This is a genomic window from Aquabacterium sp. OR-4 (genome assembly GCF_025290835.2).
GTDB lineage: Bacteria > Pseudomonadota > Gammaproteobacteria > Burkholderiales > Burkholderiaceae_C > Pseudaquabacterium.
In genome coordinates this window covers 1,108,840-1,128,043 of the sequence record NZ_JAOCQD020000002.1, presented here as the reverse complement: position 1 = coordinate 1,128,043, position 19,204 = coordinate 1,108,840, and the positions used below count along the sequence as shown (strand labels likewise).

Genomic DNA, 19,204 nt, shown 5'->3' with positions numbered 1-19,204 from the left:
CCATGCCGCCTTTCACCGAACACACCGGCGTGGCCGCGGCACTGCTGCGGCCCAACATCGACACCGACGCCATCATCCCCTCGCGCGAGATGACATCCGTGGGCAAGACCGGCCTGGCCGATGGCCTGTTTGCGGTGTGGCGCTACCTGGACGCTGCGGCACGCGTGCCCGATCCGCAGTTCGTGCTCAACCGGCCGGCCCAGCGCGGCAGCAGCGTGCTGCTGGGCGGTGAGAACTTCGGTTGCGGTTCCTCGCGCGAGCATGCGGTGTGGGCGCTCAAGGAGTACGGCGTGCGCGCCGTCGTGGCGCCCAGCTTCGGCGCCATCTTCGCGGCCAACTGCGTGCGCAACGGCCTGGCCCCGGTGCTGCTGCCGGCGGCCCAGGTGCAGGCCCTGGCCGAGGTGGTGGCGGCCGATCCGAAGTACCACCAGCTCACGGTCGACCTGCTGCATCAGCGGCTGAGCGTGGTGGACGGGCCGCAGTTCCGCTTCAGCATGCCCGACGAACAGCGCCAGGCCTTGGTCAGCGGGCTCGACCCCATCGGCCAGACGCTGCAGCTGGGCGAGCGCATCGCCGCCTTCGAGGCGCGAGACCGCGCACTGCGCCCCTGGGCCTACCTGGCCTGATGCAGGCCCAGCGGCATGGACCGCGGTGATCGCCTGTGCGACGCGGGTGTTGACCCGCTCCGCGGTCAACGGCGCAACCGGCCTGGTGTGCCCATGCTGTCAGCGCGAGGGCAACGCTGCCTGCGCTGGGCGCCTGGCACTGCCGGCCATCATCAGCAGGTAGACGACGATCGCGATGGCCAGGCCGCTGAACCAGGCGTACTGGTAGAGCTGCTTGAAGAACTCGGGCACGCCCGCGAAGGCCTGCGGAAAGGCCGTGGCCAGAAACCCTGGCACGTGGGGCAGCACCGCCGCCAACAAGGCGCCCAGCGCGGCCGGGTTCCAGCCCTGGCGATAGGCGTAAGGCCCCTGGGCGTCGTACAGCGCGGCCACGTCGATGCGCGTGCGGCGCAGCAGCCAGTAGTCGGCAATCATGATGCCCAGCACCGGGCCGAGCAGGGCGCCGTAGCCGATCAGCCAGGTGAAGATGTAGCCGCCTGAAGACTCGATCAGCTTCCACGGCATCATCGCGATGCCCAGCACCGCGGTGAGGTAGCCGCCGCGCGCAAAGTTCAGGCGGCGGGGAAAGATGGCCGTGAAGTCGTAGGCCGGCCCCACCACATTGGCCGCCAGGTTCACGCACAGCGTGTCCAGCGTGATGATGGCCAGGCCCACCGCCACGGCCAGACCTTCCATGCGGCCGGCCAGGTCCACCGGGTCCCAGATCGCCTGACCGTACAGCGTGACGGTGGCCGAGGTCACCGCCACGCCCACGAAGGCCAGGCCGGCCTGCGGCAGCGGCAGGCCCACGGCGTGGCCGATGGCCTGGTCGCGCTGGCTTCGGGCGAAGCGGGTGAAATCGGGGATGTTCATCGCCAGCCCCGACCAGTACCCGGCCATGGCCGTGAAGGCCGGCCAGAACACGGCCCAGAACTGACCTTCGCGCTTGCCGCCTGCGTCAAACTGCGAGGGTGCGGCCAGCATCGGCCCGAAGCCGTCGGCCTTGTGCCAGGCCCAGGCCAGCAGGGCCAGCACGATCAGCACCTTGACGGGTGCGGTGACCGTCTCGATCCACCGCACCGATTCCGGCCCGCGGGCGATGAACCACAGGTGCAGCGCCCAGAACAGCACGAAGCAAGCCAACTGGCCGGCGTCGATGCCGATCCAGCCCAGCCTGGCCCCGGCCAAGGCGCCGCCACTGACGATGTTGCCGATGGCGTAGATGGCGCTGCCCCCCACCCAGCACTGGATGCCGAACCAGCCGCAGGCCACCAGCGCACGCAGCAGCGCCGGCAGCTTGGCGCCCTGGGTGCCGAACGAACTGCGCACCAGCACCGCGAAGGGCACGGCGTACTTGGCGCCCGCATGGCCGTTGAGCAGCATCGGCACCAGCACCACCAGGTTGCCGGCCAGCACCAGGCCCACTGCCTGCCAGGCCGAGAAGCCCTGGTCGATCAGCCCGGCGGCCAGCATGTAGCCGGGGATGCAGACGACCAGGCCGATCCACAGCGTGACGTAGTGGTAGGCCGTCCAGTTGCGCTGCGCGGCGGGCGTCGGCGCCAGGTCCGCGTTCCAGAGGCCGGCATCGCGCGCCGGCGCCTGGGGCGGCGTGGTGGGGTCGGGCATGGTCTCTCCGAAAGCGTTCTGCGAGCAGCCAGCGTAGGGGCCGCGAGGCGGTGGCGGTGGTACGGGCCGCGGCCCTGTTCGCATGCCGGACAGGCGCCCATCACTGCCCCACCAGGCTCCCAGGCCCGGGGCCAGCCACCTGGCGAACACACCCCATCCCGGGTTTGGTGCGCACCAGACGGCTGCGAACAATGCCGCCAATGCCCCGACCTGCGGGGCGCCATGACGGAGTGCTTCGATGGCCTATCGCCTGGGTGTGGATGTGGGTGGCACGTTCACCGACCTGTTGCTGTTCAACGATGCTGACGGGCGCTTCTGGCGCCACAAGACCCCGTCGACCCCGCACGACTCGTCGGAGGGCATCCTGCAAGGGGTGCAGGCGATCTGCGACAAGGCGCAGATCAGCCCCGCGCAAGTGGAGTTCTTCCTGCACGGCACCACGGTGGCCACCAATGCCGTGCTGGAAGGCAAGGGCGCGCGTGTGGGCCTGGTCACCACCGAGGGCTACCGCCAGATCATGCAGATCGCGCGCAGCTTCGTGCCGGGCGGCCTGGCGGGTTGGATCGTGTGGCCCAAGCCCGAGCCGTTGGCGGCGCTGCAGGACACGGTGGAGATCGCCGGTCGAATGGATGCCAACGGGCAGGAGGTGCGTCCGGTCAACGAGATGCAGATCCGCCGCGTGCTCACGCAGCTGCGCGATGCCGGCGTGCAGGCGCTGACCGTGAGCCTGATCAATGCCTACCTGAACGGCGCACACGAACAGCGCGTGGGCGAGCTGGCCGCCGAGATCATGCCCGACGTGCCCATTTCGCTGAGCCACGAGGTGCTGCCCGAGATGCAGGAGTACGAACGCACGCTGACCACCGTGGCCAACGCCAGCATGCGCCCGGTGGTGGGCCGCTACGTGCGCAACCTGCGCGACAGGCTGCGCGGCGCCGGCATGGCCGGCTCGCTGAGCCTGCTGCGCTCGGACGGTGGCCTGATGTCGTCCGAGAAGTCCGAGCTGCAGCCGGTGAACCTGCTGATGTCGGGCCCGGCCGGTGGCGTCACCGGCGCGATCTGGGTCGGCCGCAACGCTGGCATCAAGAACATCCTGACGCTGGATGTGGGCGGCACCAGCACCGATGTGGCACTGATCGAGAACCTCGATGCCCGCCGGCAGCGCACCACCGAGGTGGCCCACCTGTCGGTGCGCGCCTCGGCGCTGGACGTGAAGACGGTGGGCGCGGGCGGCGGCTCGATCGCCTATGTGCCCGAGCTGACCAAGGCCCTGCGCGTGGGCCCGCAATCGGCGGGCGCCGTGCCCGGCCCGGTGGCCTACCAGAAGGGCGGCACCCAGCCCACCGTGACCGATGCCAACGTGGTGCTGGGCTACCTGCCGGAGAACCTGCTGGGTGGCAGCTTCAAGCTCGACCGCGACGGCGCACGACGCGCCGTGCAGACCATTGCCGACGCCCTGGGCATCGGTCTGATGGAGGCGGCGCGCGGCATCATCGACATCGTCAACGAGAACATGTTCGGCGCGCTGCGCATGATCTCGGTTCAGCAGGGCTATGACCCGCGCGACTTCGCGCTGATGGGCTTCGGCGGTGCCGGCCCGCTGCATGTGAACGCGGTGGCCCGGCTGATGGGCTCGTGGCCGGCGATCTCGCCGGTGTCGCCGGGCGTGCTGTGCGCGCTGGGCGATGCCACCACGCGCATGCGCACCGAGACCGCGCGCAGCTTCTCAAGGCGCGTGTCCGAGACCAGCGAAGAGGTGGTGCTGGCCCTGCTGGAGGGCATGGCCGAGCAGACCCGCGCCGAACTGCGCGCCGAGGGCATTGCCGATGCTGACCTCAGCAGCCAGTTCGAGCTGGATGTGCGCTACGAGGGCCAGGCCTTCGAGGTGCCGCTGGCCATCGACCCCGCGCTGCTGCGCAAGGATGGCCTGGCCGGTGTCACCGCGCGTTTCGATGCCGAGCACCGGCGCCTGTTCACCTTCAACATGGACACCGCCCATGAGCTGGTGAACCTGCGCGCCGTGGCCCTGGGCCCGGCGCTGGAGCTGCCTGCGCCTCGGCTGGCTGCCAGCGATGGCAACGTGGCCCGGGCCAAGATCCGCGACCACGCGCTGTGGGCCGATGGCCAGATGGTGCCGGCGGTGATCTATGACCGCGTGCGCCTGCTGGCCGGCGACGTGATCCCGGGCCCGGCCATCGTCACCGAGATGGACTCGACCACGCTGATCGAGGCCGGCTGCGTCGGCACCGTCGATTCGGTCGGCAACATCCTGATCAACCTGGCCTGACCCCGGGAGCACGCACATGTCCGCGACAATCATTCAAGCCAACGCCACGCCCTTCACGCCGGTGGCGGTGGACCCGGTCACGCTCGACATCATCGAGAACGCGCTGCGCAATGCGCGCATCGAGATGGACGCCACGCTGGTGCGCACGGCCATGTCGCCGGGCATCCGCGAGCAGGGCGATGCCTTTCCGCTGATTGCCGATCACCGCGGCCGCATGGTGGTGGGCCAGTTCGGCAGCTACATCGGCCCTTTCCTCGACGGCTACGACGGCACGGTGGAAGACGGCGACATGATCTTCCTGTCCGACCCCTACTCGGTGGGCGGGGCCATCAGCCACTGCAACGACTGGCTGGTGCTGCTGCCGGTGTTCAAGGACGGCCGGTTGATCGCCTACACCTCGATGTTCGGCCATCAGAGCGACATCGGCGGCAAGGTGCCGGGCTCGATGCCCATCGACGCGACCTCGATCTTCCAGGAGGGTGTGCGCATCCCGCCCGTCAAGATCTGGAAGCAGGGCGTCTACAACGAAGACCTGCTCAAGCTGGTGATGCACCAGGTGCGCACACCCGACTGGTGCAAGGCCGACCTGAACGCGCTGATCGCCTCGTGCCGGGTGTCTGCGCGCCGCGTGGTGGAGATGGCCGAGCGCTTTGGCGACGATGTCTTCGTGGCCGCCACCGACCTGCTGCTTGAGCGCAACCACCGCGCCATGCAGCACTTGATCAACACCGCGGTGTCGGAAGAGAAGGTCAGCTTCGAAGACTATGTCTGCGACGACGGCCTTGGCTACGGCCCGTACAAGATCAAGTGCACGATGTGGCGAGAGAACGGCAAGGTCGTTCTCGACTTCGACGGCACCGATCCGCAGAGCGAAGCCTCGATCAACTTCCTGTTGAACGAGAACATGATGAAGATGTTCTTCGGCATCTACATGATCATGGTGTTCGATCCGCAGATCCTGTTCAACGACGGCTACTACCCGTTGATCGATGTGCGCATCCCCGAAGGCAGCCTGCTCAAGCCGAGGTTTCCGGCGGCGCTGTCAGGCCGCACGCATGCACTGGGCCGGCTGTTCGACATCCTGGGCGGCCTGCTGGGCCAGAAGACGCCGGAGTTCCTCAACGCCGCCGGCTTCTCCTCGTCGCCGCACCTGTTTTATGCCGGCACCGACCGCAACGGCCAGTGGTTCCAGCTGTTCCAGATCGGCTTCGGCGGCATCCCCGGCCGGCCGATGGGCGACGGACCCGACGGCCACTCGCTGTGGCCGGGCTTCACCAACGTGCCCAACGAATTCCTGGAGCGCTACTTCCCGCTGCGCATCGAGCGCTACGAGACCGTGGTCGACTCGGGCGGCGCGGGCCTGCACCGCGGCGGCAACGGCATCAACATGGTCTACCGTTTCCTGGAAGACGGCGTGATCGCGATCCACGATGACCGCTGGTTCGTGCCGCCCTGGGGCGTGAACGGCGGTGAGCCGGGCACCCGGGCCCGCAAGGTGCTGGTGAAGAACGACGGCAGCCAGCTGGTGCTGCCCAACAAGGTAGAGGACTACAAGGTCCGGGCCGGCGAGCAGTTGCACTTCATCACCTGGGGCGGCGGCGGCTGGGGTGACCCGCTGCAGCGCGACTCGGCCCTGCTGGCCAAGGAACTGCAGCAGGGCCTGGTCAGTGTGCAGGGAGCGCGCCGTTACGGCGTGGTGCTGGTCGACGGCCAGGTGGATGCTGCCGCCACCGAGGCCCTGCGCGACGCGATGAGGGCCGAGCGCGGTGCACTGGGCACATTCAACTTCGGCCCGGACATCGAGACACTGCGCGCGCGCTGCCTTGAGGAGACCGGTTTGCCGGCGCCCAGGCAGCCCGTGTGGTCGGGCCGCGCTGGCGCTGCGCGCGCGGTGTGAACACGCCCGGCACCGGCCGACGATGAGGCAGGATACCGGCATGCCCCTGGACCGACGTCGCTTCATCGCCCTGGCTGGCCCGGGCCTGGCCCTGGGCCTGCTGCCGCACGCCGGCCCCGCCGCGGACGCCCACGCGGCAGCCATCTCCCCTGCGGCGGCCAATGGCCTGGCCCAGACCTTCGTACGCATTGCGGCTGACGGCTGGGTCACCGTGGTCATCAAGCACCTCGAGATGGGCCAGGGCATCAGCACCGGACTGGCCACCGTGGTGGCCGATGAGCTGGACGCTGACTGGTCACGCGTGCGTACCGTCGCCGCCGCCTTTGATCCGCCGCGCTACAAGCACACGCTGTTCGGCTGGCAGACCACCGGGGGCTCCACGTCCATGGCCAACAGCTGGCAGCAGCTGCGCGAGGCGGGTGCCACCGCCCGCGCCATGCTGGTGGCTGCTGCGGCCCAACGCTGGGGCGTGCCGATAGCGCAGCTCACTACGCACCGCAGCCGGGTATTCCATGCCGCCAGCGGCCGTCAGGCCGGCTATGGCGAGTTGGCCGGCGCCGCCGCGGCGCTGCCCGTGCCCAGTGGCGTGCCGCTGAAGACAGCGGCCTCGCGCCACCTGATCGGCCGGGCCAAGCCGCGCCTGGGCCAGGCTGAGGCCGCCAGCGGTCGGGTCTCTTACGGCATCGACATGCGTCGCCCGGGCATGGGTGTGGTGGTGCTGCAGCGCTCACCGCGCTTTGGCGGCCGCGTCGGCACGCTGGACGCTGCGGCGGCCCTGGCCATGCCGGGCGTGCGGGGAGTGCACCGCCTCGAAACGGCGGTGGCCGTGGTTGCCGACGACACCTGGCGCGCGTTGCAGGCGCGCAATCAGCTGGTCATCACTTGGGACGACAGCCAGGCCGAGCAGCGCAGCAGCCCGGCGCTGTGGGCCGAGTTCCGCCGTCTGGCCGACAGTGGCCAGCCCGGCGTGGACGCCCTGCTGCGGGGCCGCGGCGAGGCTGCGTTGGCCGACGCCGCCCAGGTTCTGGAGGCCGAGTTTGAGCAGCCCTACCTGGCTCACCAGGCCATGGAGCCGATCACTGCCGTAGGCGAGTGGGGCGAGGCGGGCTGCGATTTGTGGTGCGCCAGCCAGAACGTCACGGCGGACCATGCCGCCGCCATGCGCCTGCTGGGCCTGAAGCCTGAGCTGGTGCGCCTGCATGTGCTGCCGGCCGGCGGCAGCTTCGGCCGCCGCGCCACCTTCTCGGCCGACTGGATGACCGAGCTGTGTACCGTGCTCAAAGCGCGCCGCGAGGCCGGTGACCGCCGGCCGGTGCAGTTGTTATGGACGCGAGAAGACGACATCACCGGTGGCTATTACCGGCCAATGAGTCTGCACCGCATGCGCGCCGGTCTGGATGCCCAGGGCCGGCTTCTTGCCGTGCGGCACACCGTGGTGGCGCAGTCCTTCTCGCCACGGCTGGCCAAGGGCGAAGCGCCGACCCGGATCGACCCCTTTGCGGTGGAAGGCCACTTGGCCGAGCGCTACGACGTGCCACATGCACTCTGCCGCTGGGTGAACCCCAAGGTGGGCGTGCCGGTGCACACCTACCGTGCGCTGGGCTACAACCACAGCACCTTCTGCAAGGAGGTGCTGATGGACGAATTGGCGCAGCTCGCTGGACAGGACGCACTGGCCTTCAGGCTGGCGCACCTGCAGGGTCATGGGCGTCAGGCGGCGGCGTTGGCAAAGGCGGCGCAGATGGCCGGCTGGGGCCAGCCGCAGCCGACCGGTCGAGAACTGGGACTGGCGGTGCAGGAGGCCTATGGCACCGTGGTGGCTCAGGTGGTGCGCGCACGCCTGCAGGATGGCGCCCCGGTGGCCGAGCAGGTCTGGTGCGTGGTTGACTGCGGCACCGTGGTGGATCCCGACATCGTGCGCTCCCAGATGGAGGGCGGCGTGGCCTTCGGCCTGAGCATCGCGATATACGGCGGCCTCAGCCTTGAGGATGGCCAAGTGCAGCAGCGCAACTTCCACGACGCGCCAGTGCTGCGCCTGCCGCAGACGCCGGCCGTGCACGTGGTCATCGTGGACAGCAGCGCACCGCCCACCGGTGTGGGCGAGCCTGGCAGCGTGCCCATCGTGCCAGCCATCGCCAACGCATTCGCGAGGCTGAGCGGCCAGCGCGTTCGCAGGTTGCCGCTGCACGTCGACTGAGCGGGTGTCGCGAGAGACGCTGTTCAACGCCCACTGCCCGCGGTCGGAGTGATGAGAATCGATGGGGCCCCCGTTTGGGGTGATCGTCAGCGTGAACGTGGCCTACGACGCCCAGACAAGATGACTTCTGAGTGAAGGGCGGCCCGTCCTCTGCGAGATCGTAGATTGCATGCCAGGGGTATGCAGAGCTACACCAATGGACCGGCCGATGGTCGGCCGGAGCGTTGCGCGAGTGCAAGGAGACGGGCCATGGAAAACGAAGCCTCGGATCGGCGGCGATCTGGCGGCGCTGGACAAGGCGCTGAGGCGGCTGATCTCGCGCGGCCACCGGTTGCATGTGGTGTATGAGGCCGGCCCCTGCGGCTTCGTGATCGCCCGCCACCTGGCCAGCCATGGTGTGGAGTGCATGGTGGTGGCGCCCTCGTCGATCCCCAAGCGTGCGGGCGACCGGGTCAAGACCGACCGGCGCGACGCGCTGATGCTGGCGCGCCTGGCGCGTGCGGGTGAACTGGCGCCGGTGCGCGTGCCGGATCTGCGCGACGAGGCGGTGCGCGACCTGGTGCGCGCCCGCGAGGACGCGGTGCGTGAGCAGCGCAACGCGCGTCACCGTCTGAAGGCGCTGCTGCTGCGCAACGGCATCGCCTACGCCGGCAAGGCCGCGTGGACGCCGGCGCACATGCGCTGGCTGGCTGACCTGAAGCTGCCGCTGCCGGCACAGCAGATCGGCTTCCAGGAGTACCTGCACAGCATCACCGAATCGGCCGCGCGCATTGCCCGGCTGGAGCAGGCGATGCGCGATCAGTTGCCCGGCTGGCCGCTGCGCCCGCAAGTGCAGGCGCTGATGGCGCTGCGCGGCGTGCAACTGATCGCGGCCATGACGCTGGTGGCCGAGTTGCAGGACTTCACCCGCTTTGCCCACCCGCGGCAGCTGATGGCCTACGTGGGCCTGGTGCCCGGCGAACACAGCTCGGGGCCCAAGCGGCGCCAAGGCAGCATCACCAAGGCCGGCAACAGCGCAGCGCGGCGCATGCTGGTGGAGGTGGCCTGGCAGTACCAGCACGGCCCGCGCGTGAGCCCGATCATCGCCAGGCGGCACGACCAGTTGCCCAAGGCCATCACCGACATCGCCTGGGCGGCGCAGTTGCGGTTGAACGCCAAGTTCAAGCGCCTGACGGCACGCAAGGTGATGAAGACCAAGGCGGTGGTGGCCGTGGCGCGTGAGCTGGTGGGGTTCATCTGGGCCATTGCCCAGGAGGTTGACAGCAGCGGCTGGCAGGGCGTGCCCATGGCGGACGCTGCAGCGGCGTGATGGGTTGAAATCAACCACAACGCAAGCCGAAAGGAGGTGAGCACCACAACCGTCAGATGCCGGAGGGGGAACGCGGCGCAGCCGCGGCCACTGGGGAAACCTCGACAACGTTATTGGTGCAATCGACAGCGGGCCGAGAGGTGCGGTGTCCATTGATCTCAGACCCTAGAGCGAAGGCAGCCCCGCGACGATTCCCTGTCTTGAGGTATCCAACCCTCGCATATCAGCCCGAACAACCGTCGCACATCCACCATCGGGTGGCAGCACCAGGCTCCGTCGCGTTCCCCGTCCGGCAACGGGTTCCACGATCATCTGTTTGCGCAGAGGGATTCATGCGCGCTCTTGACAGACAGAAGCCATATCAACGTTTGAGCTAACCAGACCGCCGCAGCGTGACGGCGGCTGGGCCAGAATGAAATGGAGGCCCGGACGGCGGCATGCTGTGGTGGGTCTGGTTGAGTGAAGTGTTAGGCCGCGGCCCGGCAGAGTGGATTGGCCGAGCAACGCGAAGCCAGATGCAAGCCTGCCAGAAAACACAACAACCCAGACCTGAAAACTTGCTGGCCGTGAACAAGGCGAGTGAGCCACGGGCTTGAACGAACGGTTTGCCAGCAGATGAACCGGTGCCGAAATAAGACGCGACCAGAAATAAAAGTGCCGTACCTTGTCGAGCGTTGAATTTCGACAGGCACCAGAGCTTGATGGCCACGGCCACCGTTTTGCTGACAAGCGCGCTGAGAGAACCGAAGACCGAAGTACCAAAAGGAAGGGCGCGACCTGCAACGAACCGAGCCGCACCGCCAGGGACGGGGCCTGCGAGCAGCACGAGAAAGCTGCGGCGACAGATGCGCGGTGCCTGCATGGTTTGAGACGGCTGCGGCCTAACGTAGAGTTAACCGGGCGACGACGGCGTGGCGCCCTGGCCGTGCGGCCGATGATGGACCAAGGCGGTCGCACGGCCAGGGTGCCATGCCGTTGGCGCTCCGGTTGAACGACAAGTTAGGCATCTCATATCAGCCTCCGCATTGCTTCCACAACTGCTGACAACCAAACTCGATCAAGCAACTTTGCGAGACTGCGTTTGAAAGGCCGAGTGGGTGCAGATTCGGGTCCATCTGCGTCGATGCTCAACAGATAGACGCTGTTGTTGTGCACGAGATAGAAGATCCGATAGTCGTTGAACTTCAGTGTTCGGACTTCTGATCCTGTCTGCTTATGAACGACTTTGCCTGCATCTGGATCTGCGACTAGTGTATGAATCATCCTAGAGAATGCACCCTCATCGCTGAGCGGCGTGCCGTTCCGCGACTCATCAAATGAGGGTGTGCGAAAGACAGTTAGGCTCTTCGCGTTCGCCGATGCAGGGAGTGTTTCAGTGTGGTTGTCGGTCATGTCGCTCACCCTAGATGCTCTTACGCTTGAGTCCGAGGTCCTTTCGGAGGGCAGTTGCGTCCAGTGCGTGGGCCTTGTCTGGATTCTTTAGAAGGTCCGCAGCAAGTGCATCAAGCTTCAACTTCCGGATGACTGCCTCGCAGTGGAGATCGTCGGCGTAAGTTATGAGCCCATAGTCAGACTGCAGATACGCCACCTGAACGCTGAGCCAGACCGCGGTGACTAGCAGCAAGATCCAGAACGATGAAACCTTCGGAAGTAGGGACCAGTCCAGCTGCCCGTTGGGCATGATCTGCGACGCAAGAATGCTCGAAAGCACGCCTATGGCGACCGTCAGCGCAAGTGTGACCGCCAGCCTCAGGCGCGGGTAAGCGGATAGATTTTGTGCAGCCATTGCGAGGAAGGACGAAGGTGGTCGGTTGAGATGCCTAACGTTTGAGCTAACCGGACCGTTGCGGCGTGTGGCTAAAAGCCCAGAATGAAATGGCGGGCTTTTGGCCGCATGCCGCAATGGGTCCGGTTGAGCGAATGGTTAGGCGTCATTTCGGGCCATCTAGCAGAACTTTCTTGGCCGCCTCAAGCGCAAATTCTCGCCCCTCCTTCGAACCCATAACGGCCTTCGCTGCCTTAAGGATGCGGCTGCCCGCCATTCGTAACCATGTACCCTTGTTCACGCTTTCTGTCGCCGCGGCAAGTACTTCCAGTTTGGCCTTCAGGTTGGAAATTACGCTCTTTAGCTCATCATTGGTAGGGCACAATTCTGTAAGCTTATTGGAAAACTCATTCAACCTTTCGGCTAACTGGGTTGCCTCTTCGCGAGTGAAATAGTCATCCTGTTTCTCCCCGAGATAGTCAATTCTCTCTTCCAGTTGCTTTCGAACCAATTGCAACTCTCGATTAAGTGGACTTGAGTCAATTATTTCCTCCTTAATCCTCTGAATCCAATCTGGAATGCGCCTAGCACAATCGTCAAAACTGCGCTCCATATGGGTGTCTGGACGTAGAAACTCGACACCTGGGGCCGCACTTGATTGATAAAACGCCGTACCGAGGCCTGTTCCGTCGATCTTGAAACTAAAGTTGCCATTCGGAATGAATGAGACTTTCAGCCATCTCGGATTTCCATCTCCAAATTCAACGGAAAAGTTTGAAGCGCCGAAGTAACTTTCATCAAGAAGATCAAGCACGGTTCGTTTCGTAGAAGCTCTGAGCATTTTTGGTATTTCTAGTGTGGCAGGATAAAGGATTTGCCAATGACGCATAACGTTTGAGCTAACCGGACCGTTGCGGTATGTGGCTAAAGGCCAAGAATGAAATGGCGGGCCTTTGGCCGCATGCCGCAATGGGTCCGGTTGAGCGAATGGTTAGGCCTCAGTGCGCTTGCGGCGAACTGTTAGCCGATGGAACTTAACTGCACCTGCACAGGCCAAGATAACGCCAAGGAAGACTTCTGAAAATATCGTAACGTTTGTGGTAAGTGTGTGTTCTGAACACAAGGCAAGCGTGTAGTGGAGTAATCCATCTGTGCCAAGTAAACCATACGCCACGAGGAGCGGTGCCGCAACTCTCTTCCAGCCACGCCAAGCGGTTAGCATTGCAAGTAGACCAACACTTGCAACTGTTAGCCAAGCCAAGTAGACGGTCTCCCTAGTCATCCAGTTTGGGAGACCAGGATAGAACGCGATGTATTCAGCGTTATGGCTGAAGTGGGCGAGACTAGCCAATGTGTAGAGCGCGAAGAGGGTGTGCATTGAATTTGTGTTGAAGCCTTCGAAGGGCGATGCGGATGAAATCTGAGGCCTAACGTTTGAGCTAACCGGACCATTGCGGTATGTGGCAAAAGGCCCAGAATGAAATGGCGGGCCTTTTGCCGCATGCTGCAATGGGTCCGGTTGAGCGAATGGTTAGGCTGCATTGCAACCTATTTGAACAACGACTGCGCTAGTCCAACGATACTGCCAAGTAGAGTTACCCAAGCAAGAGCTTTCCAACGAATCTCTGTTTGTGTTGTTCTCTGGCTTAGTCCGTTGTTCTGGAAAAATGATTCCCATCCTTCTGGATTCGCGTTGTCGGGCAGCTGGGCATTCTCAATCTTGTGGAGGTAATTTCCCAAAATTTGAAGGTGTATGCCAATCGACGTTGCCTTCAGCATTCAAAATAGCGGAAGTAAGCTCGGAACCATCCAGGCGAAATTCTCGAATCCATTCAAGTCCCCACTATTCTTTGATACCCATGCAAAGATTCCGGCAACCCCGCCAACACAAATCTTTTCAAGATTTGCGAGTTCAGCCATGTTGCTTTCGACCTCCTTGCGAAGTGTCAAATACTCTTCCTTCTGAAACCATGAATCGGTCATGTGATCCTCCGAAGTTTGTCCTTCTATGGTGGTGGGCGTGCAGGGGTCTTTCCTATGCAGCCTAACGTTTGAGCTAACCAGACCGCCGCAGCGTGACGGCGGCTGGGCCAGAATGAAATGGAGGCCCGGGCGGCGGCATGCTGTGGTGGGTCTGGTTGAGCGAAGTGTTAGGCCGCGGCCCGGCAGAGTGAACTGGCTGAGCAACGTGCAGCCAGAGGCAAGCGTGCCAGAAAACACACTGACCCAGACCAGGAGACTTGCTGGCCGTGAACAAGGCGAACGAGCCAAGGGCTTGACCGAACGGATTGCCAGCAGATGAATCGGTGCCGAAGGATGGCGGGGCGAGAAAGGGAAGAACCGTACCGTGGCGAGAACTGAATTGCGACAGGCGCCAGAGCCTGAAGGCAATGGCCACCGCTTTGCTGGCAAGCGCGCTGAGAGAACCGAAAACCGAAGTACCAGAAGGAAGGGCGCGACCTGTAACGAACCGAGCCGCACCGGGAGGGGTGGTGCCTGCGAGCAGCACGAGAAAGGTGCGGTGATAGATGCGCGGTGCCTGCATGGTTTGAGACGGCTGCGGCCTAACGTTCGAGCTAAGGCGCCCGCGGAGGCAGACACCGACTGGCCGCGGAAGGATGATATTCACAAAAGCCTGGAGCGGCCAGGCGGTGGCTGCCGTAGCGGGTCGGCTTGAGCGAGGGGTTAGGCGTCACTCGGTACAGGTGTGCGCTGGTGAGCATAGCCCTGCGGCCTAGCCGCCGCAGCCTGCCAGTACTTCTGCCGTCTGGTCTAAGTTCTTGTTGGCCCGGGCGCGGCGTTCAGGAGAGCCGTTCTTTGAAAGCCAACTTTCCGAGATTCGGATGCGTTTCCCGGAGACCGGCATGAGCATCTGTTGCGACGGAGGATCTGTGCGCAGAGAGACGGCTAACCCGTCTGTGAGCAGGTTCTCCACCTTGGAGACGAATGGAGCTTGGCGAAGCCTCTCGACTCCGCACGTTCGGAGTGATTGCTTAGACAGCACCATGTCCAGTTCCACGACGTCAGCGGACTTGGAGGCCACAGCGACGTCGGCCAGGTACCAAAGCCCAGCCACCAAAATGAGAGGCAAGACTGCTGCGACCAAATGAGTGCGGAGCGACATAGGGGAGCGTTCAGAGGTTTGGTATGACGAGTGCTCACAGGACCGCGATGGCAAGTACTGCCGCCGGGATTAGCAGGATGAGAAGGGCGTCAGTTTTGAAGTGCTTCATGGGCGCGCGGAGGTGTTTGTGACGCCTAACGTTTGAGCTAACCGGCGTTTTGCGGCGCACGGGCTTTGGGCGAAAATGAAATGAAGCCCAAAGCCCGTGTGCCGCAAAACGTCCGGTTGAGTGAATGGTTAGGCCTCACCGCGAAGTTCCTTGACGCGCATGTTGGAGCCTATTTGCCGACTAATGGCCCGTACAGCGTGAACCCAAGCCCAAGAAGTCCCAGCGTACCAAATGAGGCGATCGACGTGGCAGTGGCAATGAGCTTTCTCGCAGGTACCTCGGTGCTGATTGGGCCCAACATGTAGAAATAAGAAACTAGCCAACACGCCGCAAAGCCCCATAGTACCGTTGCAAGGAGTGACGAGGCTAGGAGGAGCGGCAATAGTGCTAGGGAGAGCGCGCACAAAGTTCCATACCCAACAGACTCAACTCCTTGCAAGCCGAGGTGCCCGGCCAATGCTGCAGACGCCTTTAGAACCCCAGCCATGATCATTGGGAAGGCAATCAGGGCGATCAGCAACTCTCCAGGGTTTGCAACCGAACCTACCATGTAGTTACGCCTTCGTGGAGAGTCTGTATTCATCTCGGCGCCCCGAGTTGCTGGCGGTGTGAATATGTGAGGCCTAACGTTTTAGCTAACCGGACCGTTGCGGCATGTGGCTAAAGGCCCAGAATGAAATGGCGGGCCTTTAGCCGCATGCCGCAATGGGTCCGGTTGAGCGAATGGTTAGGCAGCACTGGTGGACAAGTGCAACTGTGGCCTGACTCTCGCTGAATTCCCCTGTATAGGCGCGAGTTCAGCTCCGATTCGAACTGCGCCACACGCCAGATAGAACGGTTCAGCATTGGGATCTGAATCAATGTGCAAAATAGTTTGCCCGGCTTTACTGGCTGTGGCAACGGCTTCTTTGAGCAGGGCCCGGCCGACACCGATTCCAATGTGCGCGGGCAGAACGAATAGGGATACGAGTTCCCAAATTTCAAGATCTGGATTGATCTGGGAGAAGCCTATTAGCTCTCCTTGATCTTCGGCTACGAAGGTCGGCCATTGCTCGACCTGATTCGAAACGAAGCTAAGCATGCCGAATGACGCGCTCGGTTGCGGCCTTGCCGCGACAGACATCGACGATGAGGCGGATGACGAGGCCGGCGAGATCGAAGCGTCGGTTGAAGCGGTAGGCGAAGGCGCCGAGGTAGCGGTCGGCGTACTTGGCGTAGCCGAAGGCCTTGTAGGCACCCGAGAGCATGGTCTTGAGGTTGCCCAGGACGGTGTTGACCCACTTGAATTGCGGCAAGTCCCGGGGCTTGCGCTGGCCGACGACCTCGACCTGATGGGTGCAGCCGGCCTCGGTGACGGCGGCGAAGCATCCCAGGCCGTCGCTGAGCACCGAGCAGCCAGGCGCCAGATGCAGCCGTGCCCAGTGGGAGATGGCATCGCTGGAGAAGGCGGCTACCGGCGTGACCTTGAGGTACAGCGGATTGCCCTTGTCGTTGAGCGAGACCGCCGCGACGATGGGCACCTTGTTCTCCGAGCCGCGCCCGGGCTTGCCACCAGGGCGCTCGCCACCCAGGTAGGCGTCATCGATCTGCACGGCGCCCGACAGGCGGTGCTCGGCCTCACGCGAGGCCATGGCGGTCATGATCTTGTGGTGCATCAGCCAAGCGGTCGGGTAGCTGACGCCGAGGTGCCGCTTGAGTTCAAGGGCGGACATGCCGGTCTTGGCCTGGCTGATCAGGTAGATCGCGAGAAACCACCGGGTCAGCGGCAGCTTGGTGTTGCCGAACAGGCTGCCGGCGGTAACCGAGGTCTGCCGGTGACAGCTGTGGCACTGGTAGAGGTTGCGCCCGCTGCTCGAGACAACGCAGTGCGCCCGGCTACTGCAGCGCGGACAAACGAAACCCTGCGGCCAGCGCGCCTGACGAACCGCCTCAGCGCACGCAGCCTCGTTTCCGAAGCACTGCAGGAACTCGGGCATCGACATGCCTTGCTGAAACTGGATCGGGTTGTAGGCCACGGCTTGCACTCCTGGGTGAAGTGCATCCAGCCTATGGGCCAGGTGGCTCACCGGGTGAGCTAGGCTTAGCTTCGTTTCGAATCAGGTTGCTCGATGCTTTGCGGTTCAGTAGAAAGGCTTTCCCGCCATTGTTCCATTTGTTCAGCCGTGTATCCCCAATGCGCCTTTGCTTGCATGGCAATGGTGTTCAGTTGATCGGCCTCGGTACGGCTTGCGTTGCGGATTCGCATTTGTGCGGCCTAACGGTTGAGCGGAGCGGACGCCACCGGCAAGGTGCTTGGCCCGCGCAATGGATGATGATACTGGCCGATGCGCGGGCCAAGCGCCTTGCCGGTGGAGGTCCGCTCGAGCGAAGGGTTAGGCCTCATTGAGCTTCTGCCGCGCCTTCAACTGCTCGCCGAGTGATTGCAGATATTGGGTTGCGTGCGCAACTTCACCTCTCTGCAGCCACTTCATGCAACTGAAGAGTTCCCAGACGAGACCGGCGTCACCGTTGACATACGGCTTCACTGTCTTCCGACCAATCGGCTTCTCTTCGGATAGTCTCGACGCAAGGTAGTCGTCTCGGTTGATCACTTCCAAGTACGGCGGTCGCAGGCGCATTCGAGTGGCAGGCTCAATGACGTGGATCTCGTAGGAGCACCAGTCCTCCAGGATGACCTTCTCGTACAGGCTGTTCGCGTCATGTTGTCCGGCAAGGCGATGGACGACCGGCGCGTCAGCCGCAATCTCGTTGAGGATGTTCAGAATGGCTTGCGCCGCGCCCGCTTCGCAGTACACGAGTAGGTCGACATCGGACATCCGATCTGCCTTGCCTGCTGCGAGCGAGCCCACAACTGCTGCACCAAGGCAACGGGGCTCCTCGTACAGGACTCGTTGGAGGCGAACGAGCAAACCGTACTGACGGGACAGAGACGGCTTCCCCGCGATGGAAAGGAGAGAGACGGTGGTTGGCATGAGGCCTAACGTTCGAGCTAAGCGGGCGCCAACGGCAGGACGCCAGGCCGGGGCTGGCGAAAATGTACGGCGTACCGCTAGTGTAGTGCGCGTGAATTTATAGAACTTATTTGCGCCGGCATACTCAGACGTTCCAGGAGGCTGGAACAGTGCGGGTTGCCAAGACGATTGAACTGGACGCAGACACCGAGCGCGAGCTCCGTGTGCTGGCCAAGCGCCGAACGGTGGAGGCCCGGTTGCAGCAGCGTGCGCTGGTCGTGCTGCTGGCCGCCGAGGGCCGGCAGAACAAGGACATCGCTGTCGATGCAGGACTGGATCGGCGCCAGGTCGCCATGTGGCGCGAGCGCTTCCTCAGCGGTGGCATCGACGCGCTGCGCAAGGACGCCCCACGCAGCGGCCGTCCGGCCACGATCACCGCTGAGATGGAGTCGCGCATCGTGCAGGCCACGCTGCACGACAAGCCGGTCGACGCCACGCACTGGAGCACCCGCACCTTGGCCGCGCACCTGGGTGTGGGAGCCACCACCGTGCGTCGGGTTTGGCAGAGCAACGGCCTGAAGCCGCACCTGAGCCGCACGTTCAAGCTCTCGCGTGATCCACGGTTCGAGGACAAGTTGCTCGACGTCGTCGGCCTGTACATGAACCCGCCCGAGCACGCCCTGGTGCTCAGCTGCGACGAGAAGAGCCAGATCCAGGCGCTCAACCGTACACAGCCGGGTCTGCCGATGAAGCGCGGGCGTGCCGGCACCGTGACCCACGACTACAAGCGCCACGGCACGACCACGCTGTTTGCCGCGCTCAACACGGTGGACGGCAAGGTGATCTCGATGTGCCAGCCGCGCCACCGGCATACCGAGTGGCTGAAGTTCTTGCGGCTGATCGACCGCCGCACGCCCAAGCACCTGGGCCTTCACCTGATCGTGGACAACTACGCCACCCACAGCCACCCCGAGGTGCAGAAATGGCTGGCGCGTCATCCGCGGTTCGTCATGCACTTCACGCCGACCAGCGCTTCGTGGCTGAACATGGTCGAACGCTTCTTCCGCGACATCACCGACAAGCGCATCCGGCGTGACAGCTTCGCCAGCGTTGCCGAACTGGAGCTGGCCATCGACCTGTACGTGGCCCATCACAACATCGATCCCAAGCCGTTCATCTGGACGGCCCGCGCGACCGACATCCTGGCCAAGGTGACCCGGGCCAAGGCCGCCCTGGTCACCGCACCGGAATAAGTACAGAACAGAGCGGCGCACTGCACTAGACCGGGCCTGGTGGCCTGCCGTTGGCGCTCCGCTTGAGCGAGGGGTTAGGCA

13 protein-coding genes are annotated in these 19,204 nt (G+C 64.0%); 6 read left to right on the top strand and 7 right to left on the bottom strand.

Features of this window, described 5'->3' with window-relative positions; genetic code table 11:
• Window positions 1–2 precede the first annotated feature (2 nt).
• Window positions 3–626 (top strand): 3-isopropylmalate dehydratase small subunit, encoded by a 624-nt coding sequence (gene leuD, locus N4G63_RS17230; protein WP_260787613.1) that lies wholly within the window; start codon window positions 3–5, stop codon window positions 624–626.
• Window positions 627–725: 99 nt separating this feature from the next.
• On the opposite strand, the gene N4G63_RS17225 is transcribed toward leuD, so the two are convergent.
• Window positions 726–2,231 (bottom strand): NCS1 family nucleobase:cation symporter-1, encoded by a 1,506-nt coding sequence (locus N4G63_RS17225; protein ID WP_314599971.1) that lies wholly within the window; start codon window positions 2,229–2,231, stop codon window positions 726–728.
• Between the two features lie 238 nt (window positions 2,232–2,469).
• Here N4G63_RS17225 and N4G63_RS17220 point away from each other — a divergent pair, with 238 nt between their 5' ends.
• The 4 genes from N4G63_RS17220 (at window position 2,470) to N4G63_RS17205 (ending at window position 9,921) form a co-directional block, all read left to right on the top strand.
• Window positions 2,470–4,518, top strand: a complete 2,049-nt coding sequence (locus N4G63_RS17220; protein ID WP_260787615.1) for a hydantoinase/oxoprolinase family protein — start codon at window positions 2,470–2,472, stop codon at window positions 4,516–4,518.
• 16 nt (window positions 4,519–4,534) lie between these two features.
• A complete protein-coding gene (locus N4G63_RS17215) occupies window positions 4,535–6,415 on the top strand; it encodes a hydantoinase B/oxoprolinase family protein (protein ID WP_314599970.1) in 1,881 nt (626 codons plus the stop codon).
• A 40-nt stretch (window positions 6,416–6,455) separates the two neighbouring features.
• Window positions 6,456–8,612 carry a xanthine dehydrogenase family protein molybdopterin-binding subunit gene (locus tag N4G63_RS17210; RefSeq protein ID WP_260787616.1) on the top strand — a complete coding sequence of 719 codons (2,157 nt, stop codon included), beginning with the start codon at window positions 6,456–6,458 and terminating at the stop codon, window positions 8,610–8,612.
• A 169-nt stretch (window positions 8,613–8,781) separates the two neighbouring features.
• On the top strand, window positions 8,782–9,921 hold the full coding sequence (locus N4G63_RS17205) for an IS110 family RNA-guided transposase (RefSeq protein ID WP_314599969.1): 1,140 nt from the start codon (window positions 8,782–8,784) through the stop codon (window positions 9,919–9,921).
• 1,008 nt (window positions 9,922–10,929) lie between these two features.
• Here N4G63_RS17205 and N4G63_RS17200 read toward each other — a convergent pair.
• The 6 genes from N4G63_RS17200 to N4G63_RS17180 all read right to left on the bottom strand — a co-directional run bounded on the left by N4G63_RS17200 (window position 10,930) and on the right by N4G63_RS17180 (window position 17,891).
• Window positions 10,930–11,313 carry a hypothetical protein gene (locus N4G63_RS17200; RefSeq protein WP_260787618.1) on the bottom strand — a complete coding sequence of 128 codons (384 nt, stop codon included), beginning with the start codon at window positions 11,311–11,313 and terminating at the stop codon, window positions 10,930–10,932.
• Window positions 11,314–11,852: 539 nt separating this feature from the next.
• Window positions 11,853–12,500, bottom strand: a complete 648-nt coding sequence (locus N4G63_RS17195) for a hypothetical protein (protein WP_260787619.1) — start codon at window positions 12,498–12,500, stop codon at window positions 11,853–11,855.
• Between the two features lie 965 nt (window positions 12,501–13,465).
• Window positions 13,466–13,669: a hypothetical protein gene (locus tag N4G63_RS17190; protein ID WP_260787620.1), complete on the bottom strand. Its 204-nt coding sequence runs from the start codon at window positions 13,667–13,669 to the stop codon at window positions 13,466–13,468.
• A 1,977-nt stretch (window positions 13,670–15,646) separates the two neighbouring features.
• The gene (locus tag N4G63_RS28345; protein WP_443112065.1) at window positions 15,647–16,000 is read right to left on the bottom strand and encodes a GNAT family N-acetyltransferase; all 354 of its coding nucleotides are present in this window, start codon (window positions 15,998–16,000) and stop codon (window positions 15,647–15,649) included.
• Window positions 15,993–16,934 (bottom strand): IS1595 family transposase, encoded by a 942-nt coding sequence (locus N4G63_RS17185; protein WP_260786650.1) that lies wholly within the window; start codon window positions 16,932–16,934, stop codon window positions 15,993–15,995. The genes N4G63_RS28345 and N4G63_RS17185 overlap by 8 nt, the downstream gene beginning before the upstream one ends.
• Window positions 16,935–17,291: 357 nt before the next feature.
• A complete protein-coding gene (locus tag N4G63_RS17180; RefSeq protein WP_260791141.1) occupies window positions 17,292–17,891 on the bottom strand; it encodes a nucleotidyltransferase domain-containing protein in 600 nt (199 codons plus the stop codon).
• A 149-nt stretch (window positions 17,892–18,040) separates the two neighbouring features.
• Between N4G63_RS17180 and N4G63_RS17175 the strand changes: the two genes are divergently transcribed.
• The gene (locus N4G63_RS17175; protein WP_260785852.1) at window positions 18,041–19,123 is read left to right on the top strand and encodes an IS630 family transposase; all 1,083 of its coding nucleotides are present in this window, start codon (window positions 18,041–18,043) and stop codon (window positions 19,121–19,123) included.
• Window positions 19,124–19,204: the final 81 nt, after the last annotated feature.

Bases quoted from the DNA above. Each gene is read 5' to 3' on its own strand.
- leuD (WP_260787613.1), top strand. From the start codon at position 3: ATGCCGCCTTTCACCGAACACACCGGCGTGGCCGCGGCACTGCTGCGG.
- N4G63_RS17225 (WP_314599971.1), bottom strand. From the start codon at position 2,231: ATGCCCGACCCCACCACGCCGCCCCAGGCGCCGGCGCGCGATGCCGGC.
- N4G63_RS17220 (WP_260787615.1), top strand. From the start codon at position 2,470: ATGGCCTATCGCCTGGGTGTGGATGTGGGTGGCACGTTCACCGACCTG.
- N4G63_RS17215 (WP_314599970.1), top strand. From the start codon at position 4,535: ATGTCCGCGACAATCATTCAAGCCAACGCCACGCCCTTCACGCCGGTG.
- N4G63_RS17210 (WP_260787616.1), top strand. From the start codon at position 6,456: ATGCCCCTGGACCGACGTCGCTTCATCGCCCTGGCTGGCCCGGGCCTG.
- N4G63_RS17205 (WP_314599969.1), top strand. From the start codon at position 8,782: ATGCCAGGGGTATGCAGAGCTACACCAATGGACCGGCCGATGGTCGGC.
- N4G63_RS17200 (WP_260787618.1), bottom strand. From the start codon at position 11,313: ATGACCGACAACCACACTGAAACACTCCCTGCATCGGCGAACGCGAAG.
- N4G63_RS17190 (WP_260787620.1), bottom strand. From the start codon at position 13,669: ATGACCGATTCATGGTTTCAGAAGGAAGAGTATTTGACACTTCGCAAG.
- N4G63_RS28345 (WP_443112065.1), bottom strand. From the start codon at position 16,000: ATGCTTAGCTTCGTTTCGAATCAGGTCGAGCAATGGCCGACCTTCGTA.
- N4G63_RS17180 (WP_260791141.1), bottom strand. From the start codon at position 17,891: ATGCCAACCACCGTCTCTCTCCTTTCCATCGCGGGGAAGCCGTCTCTG.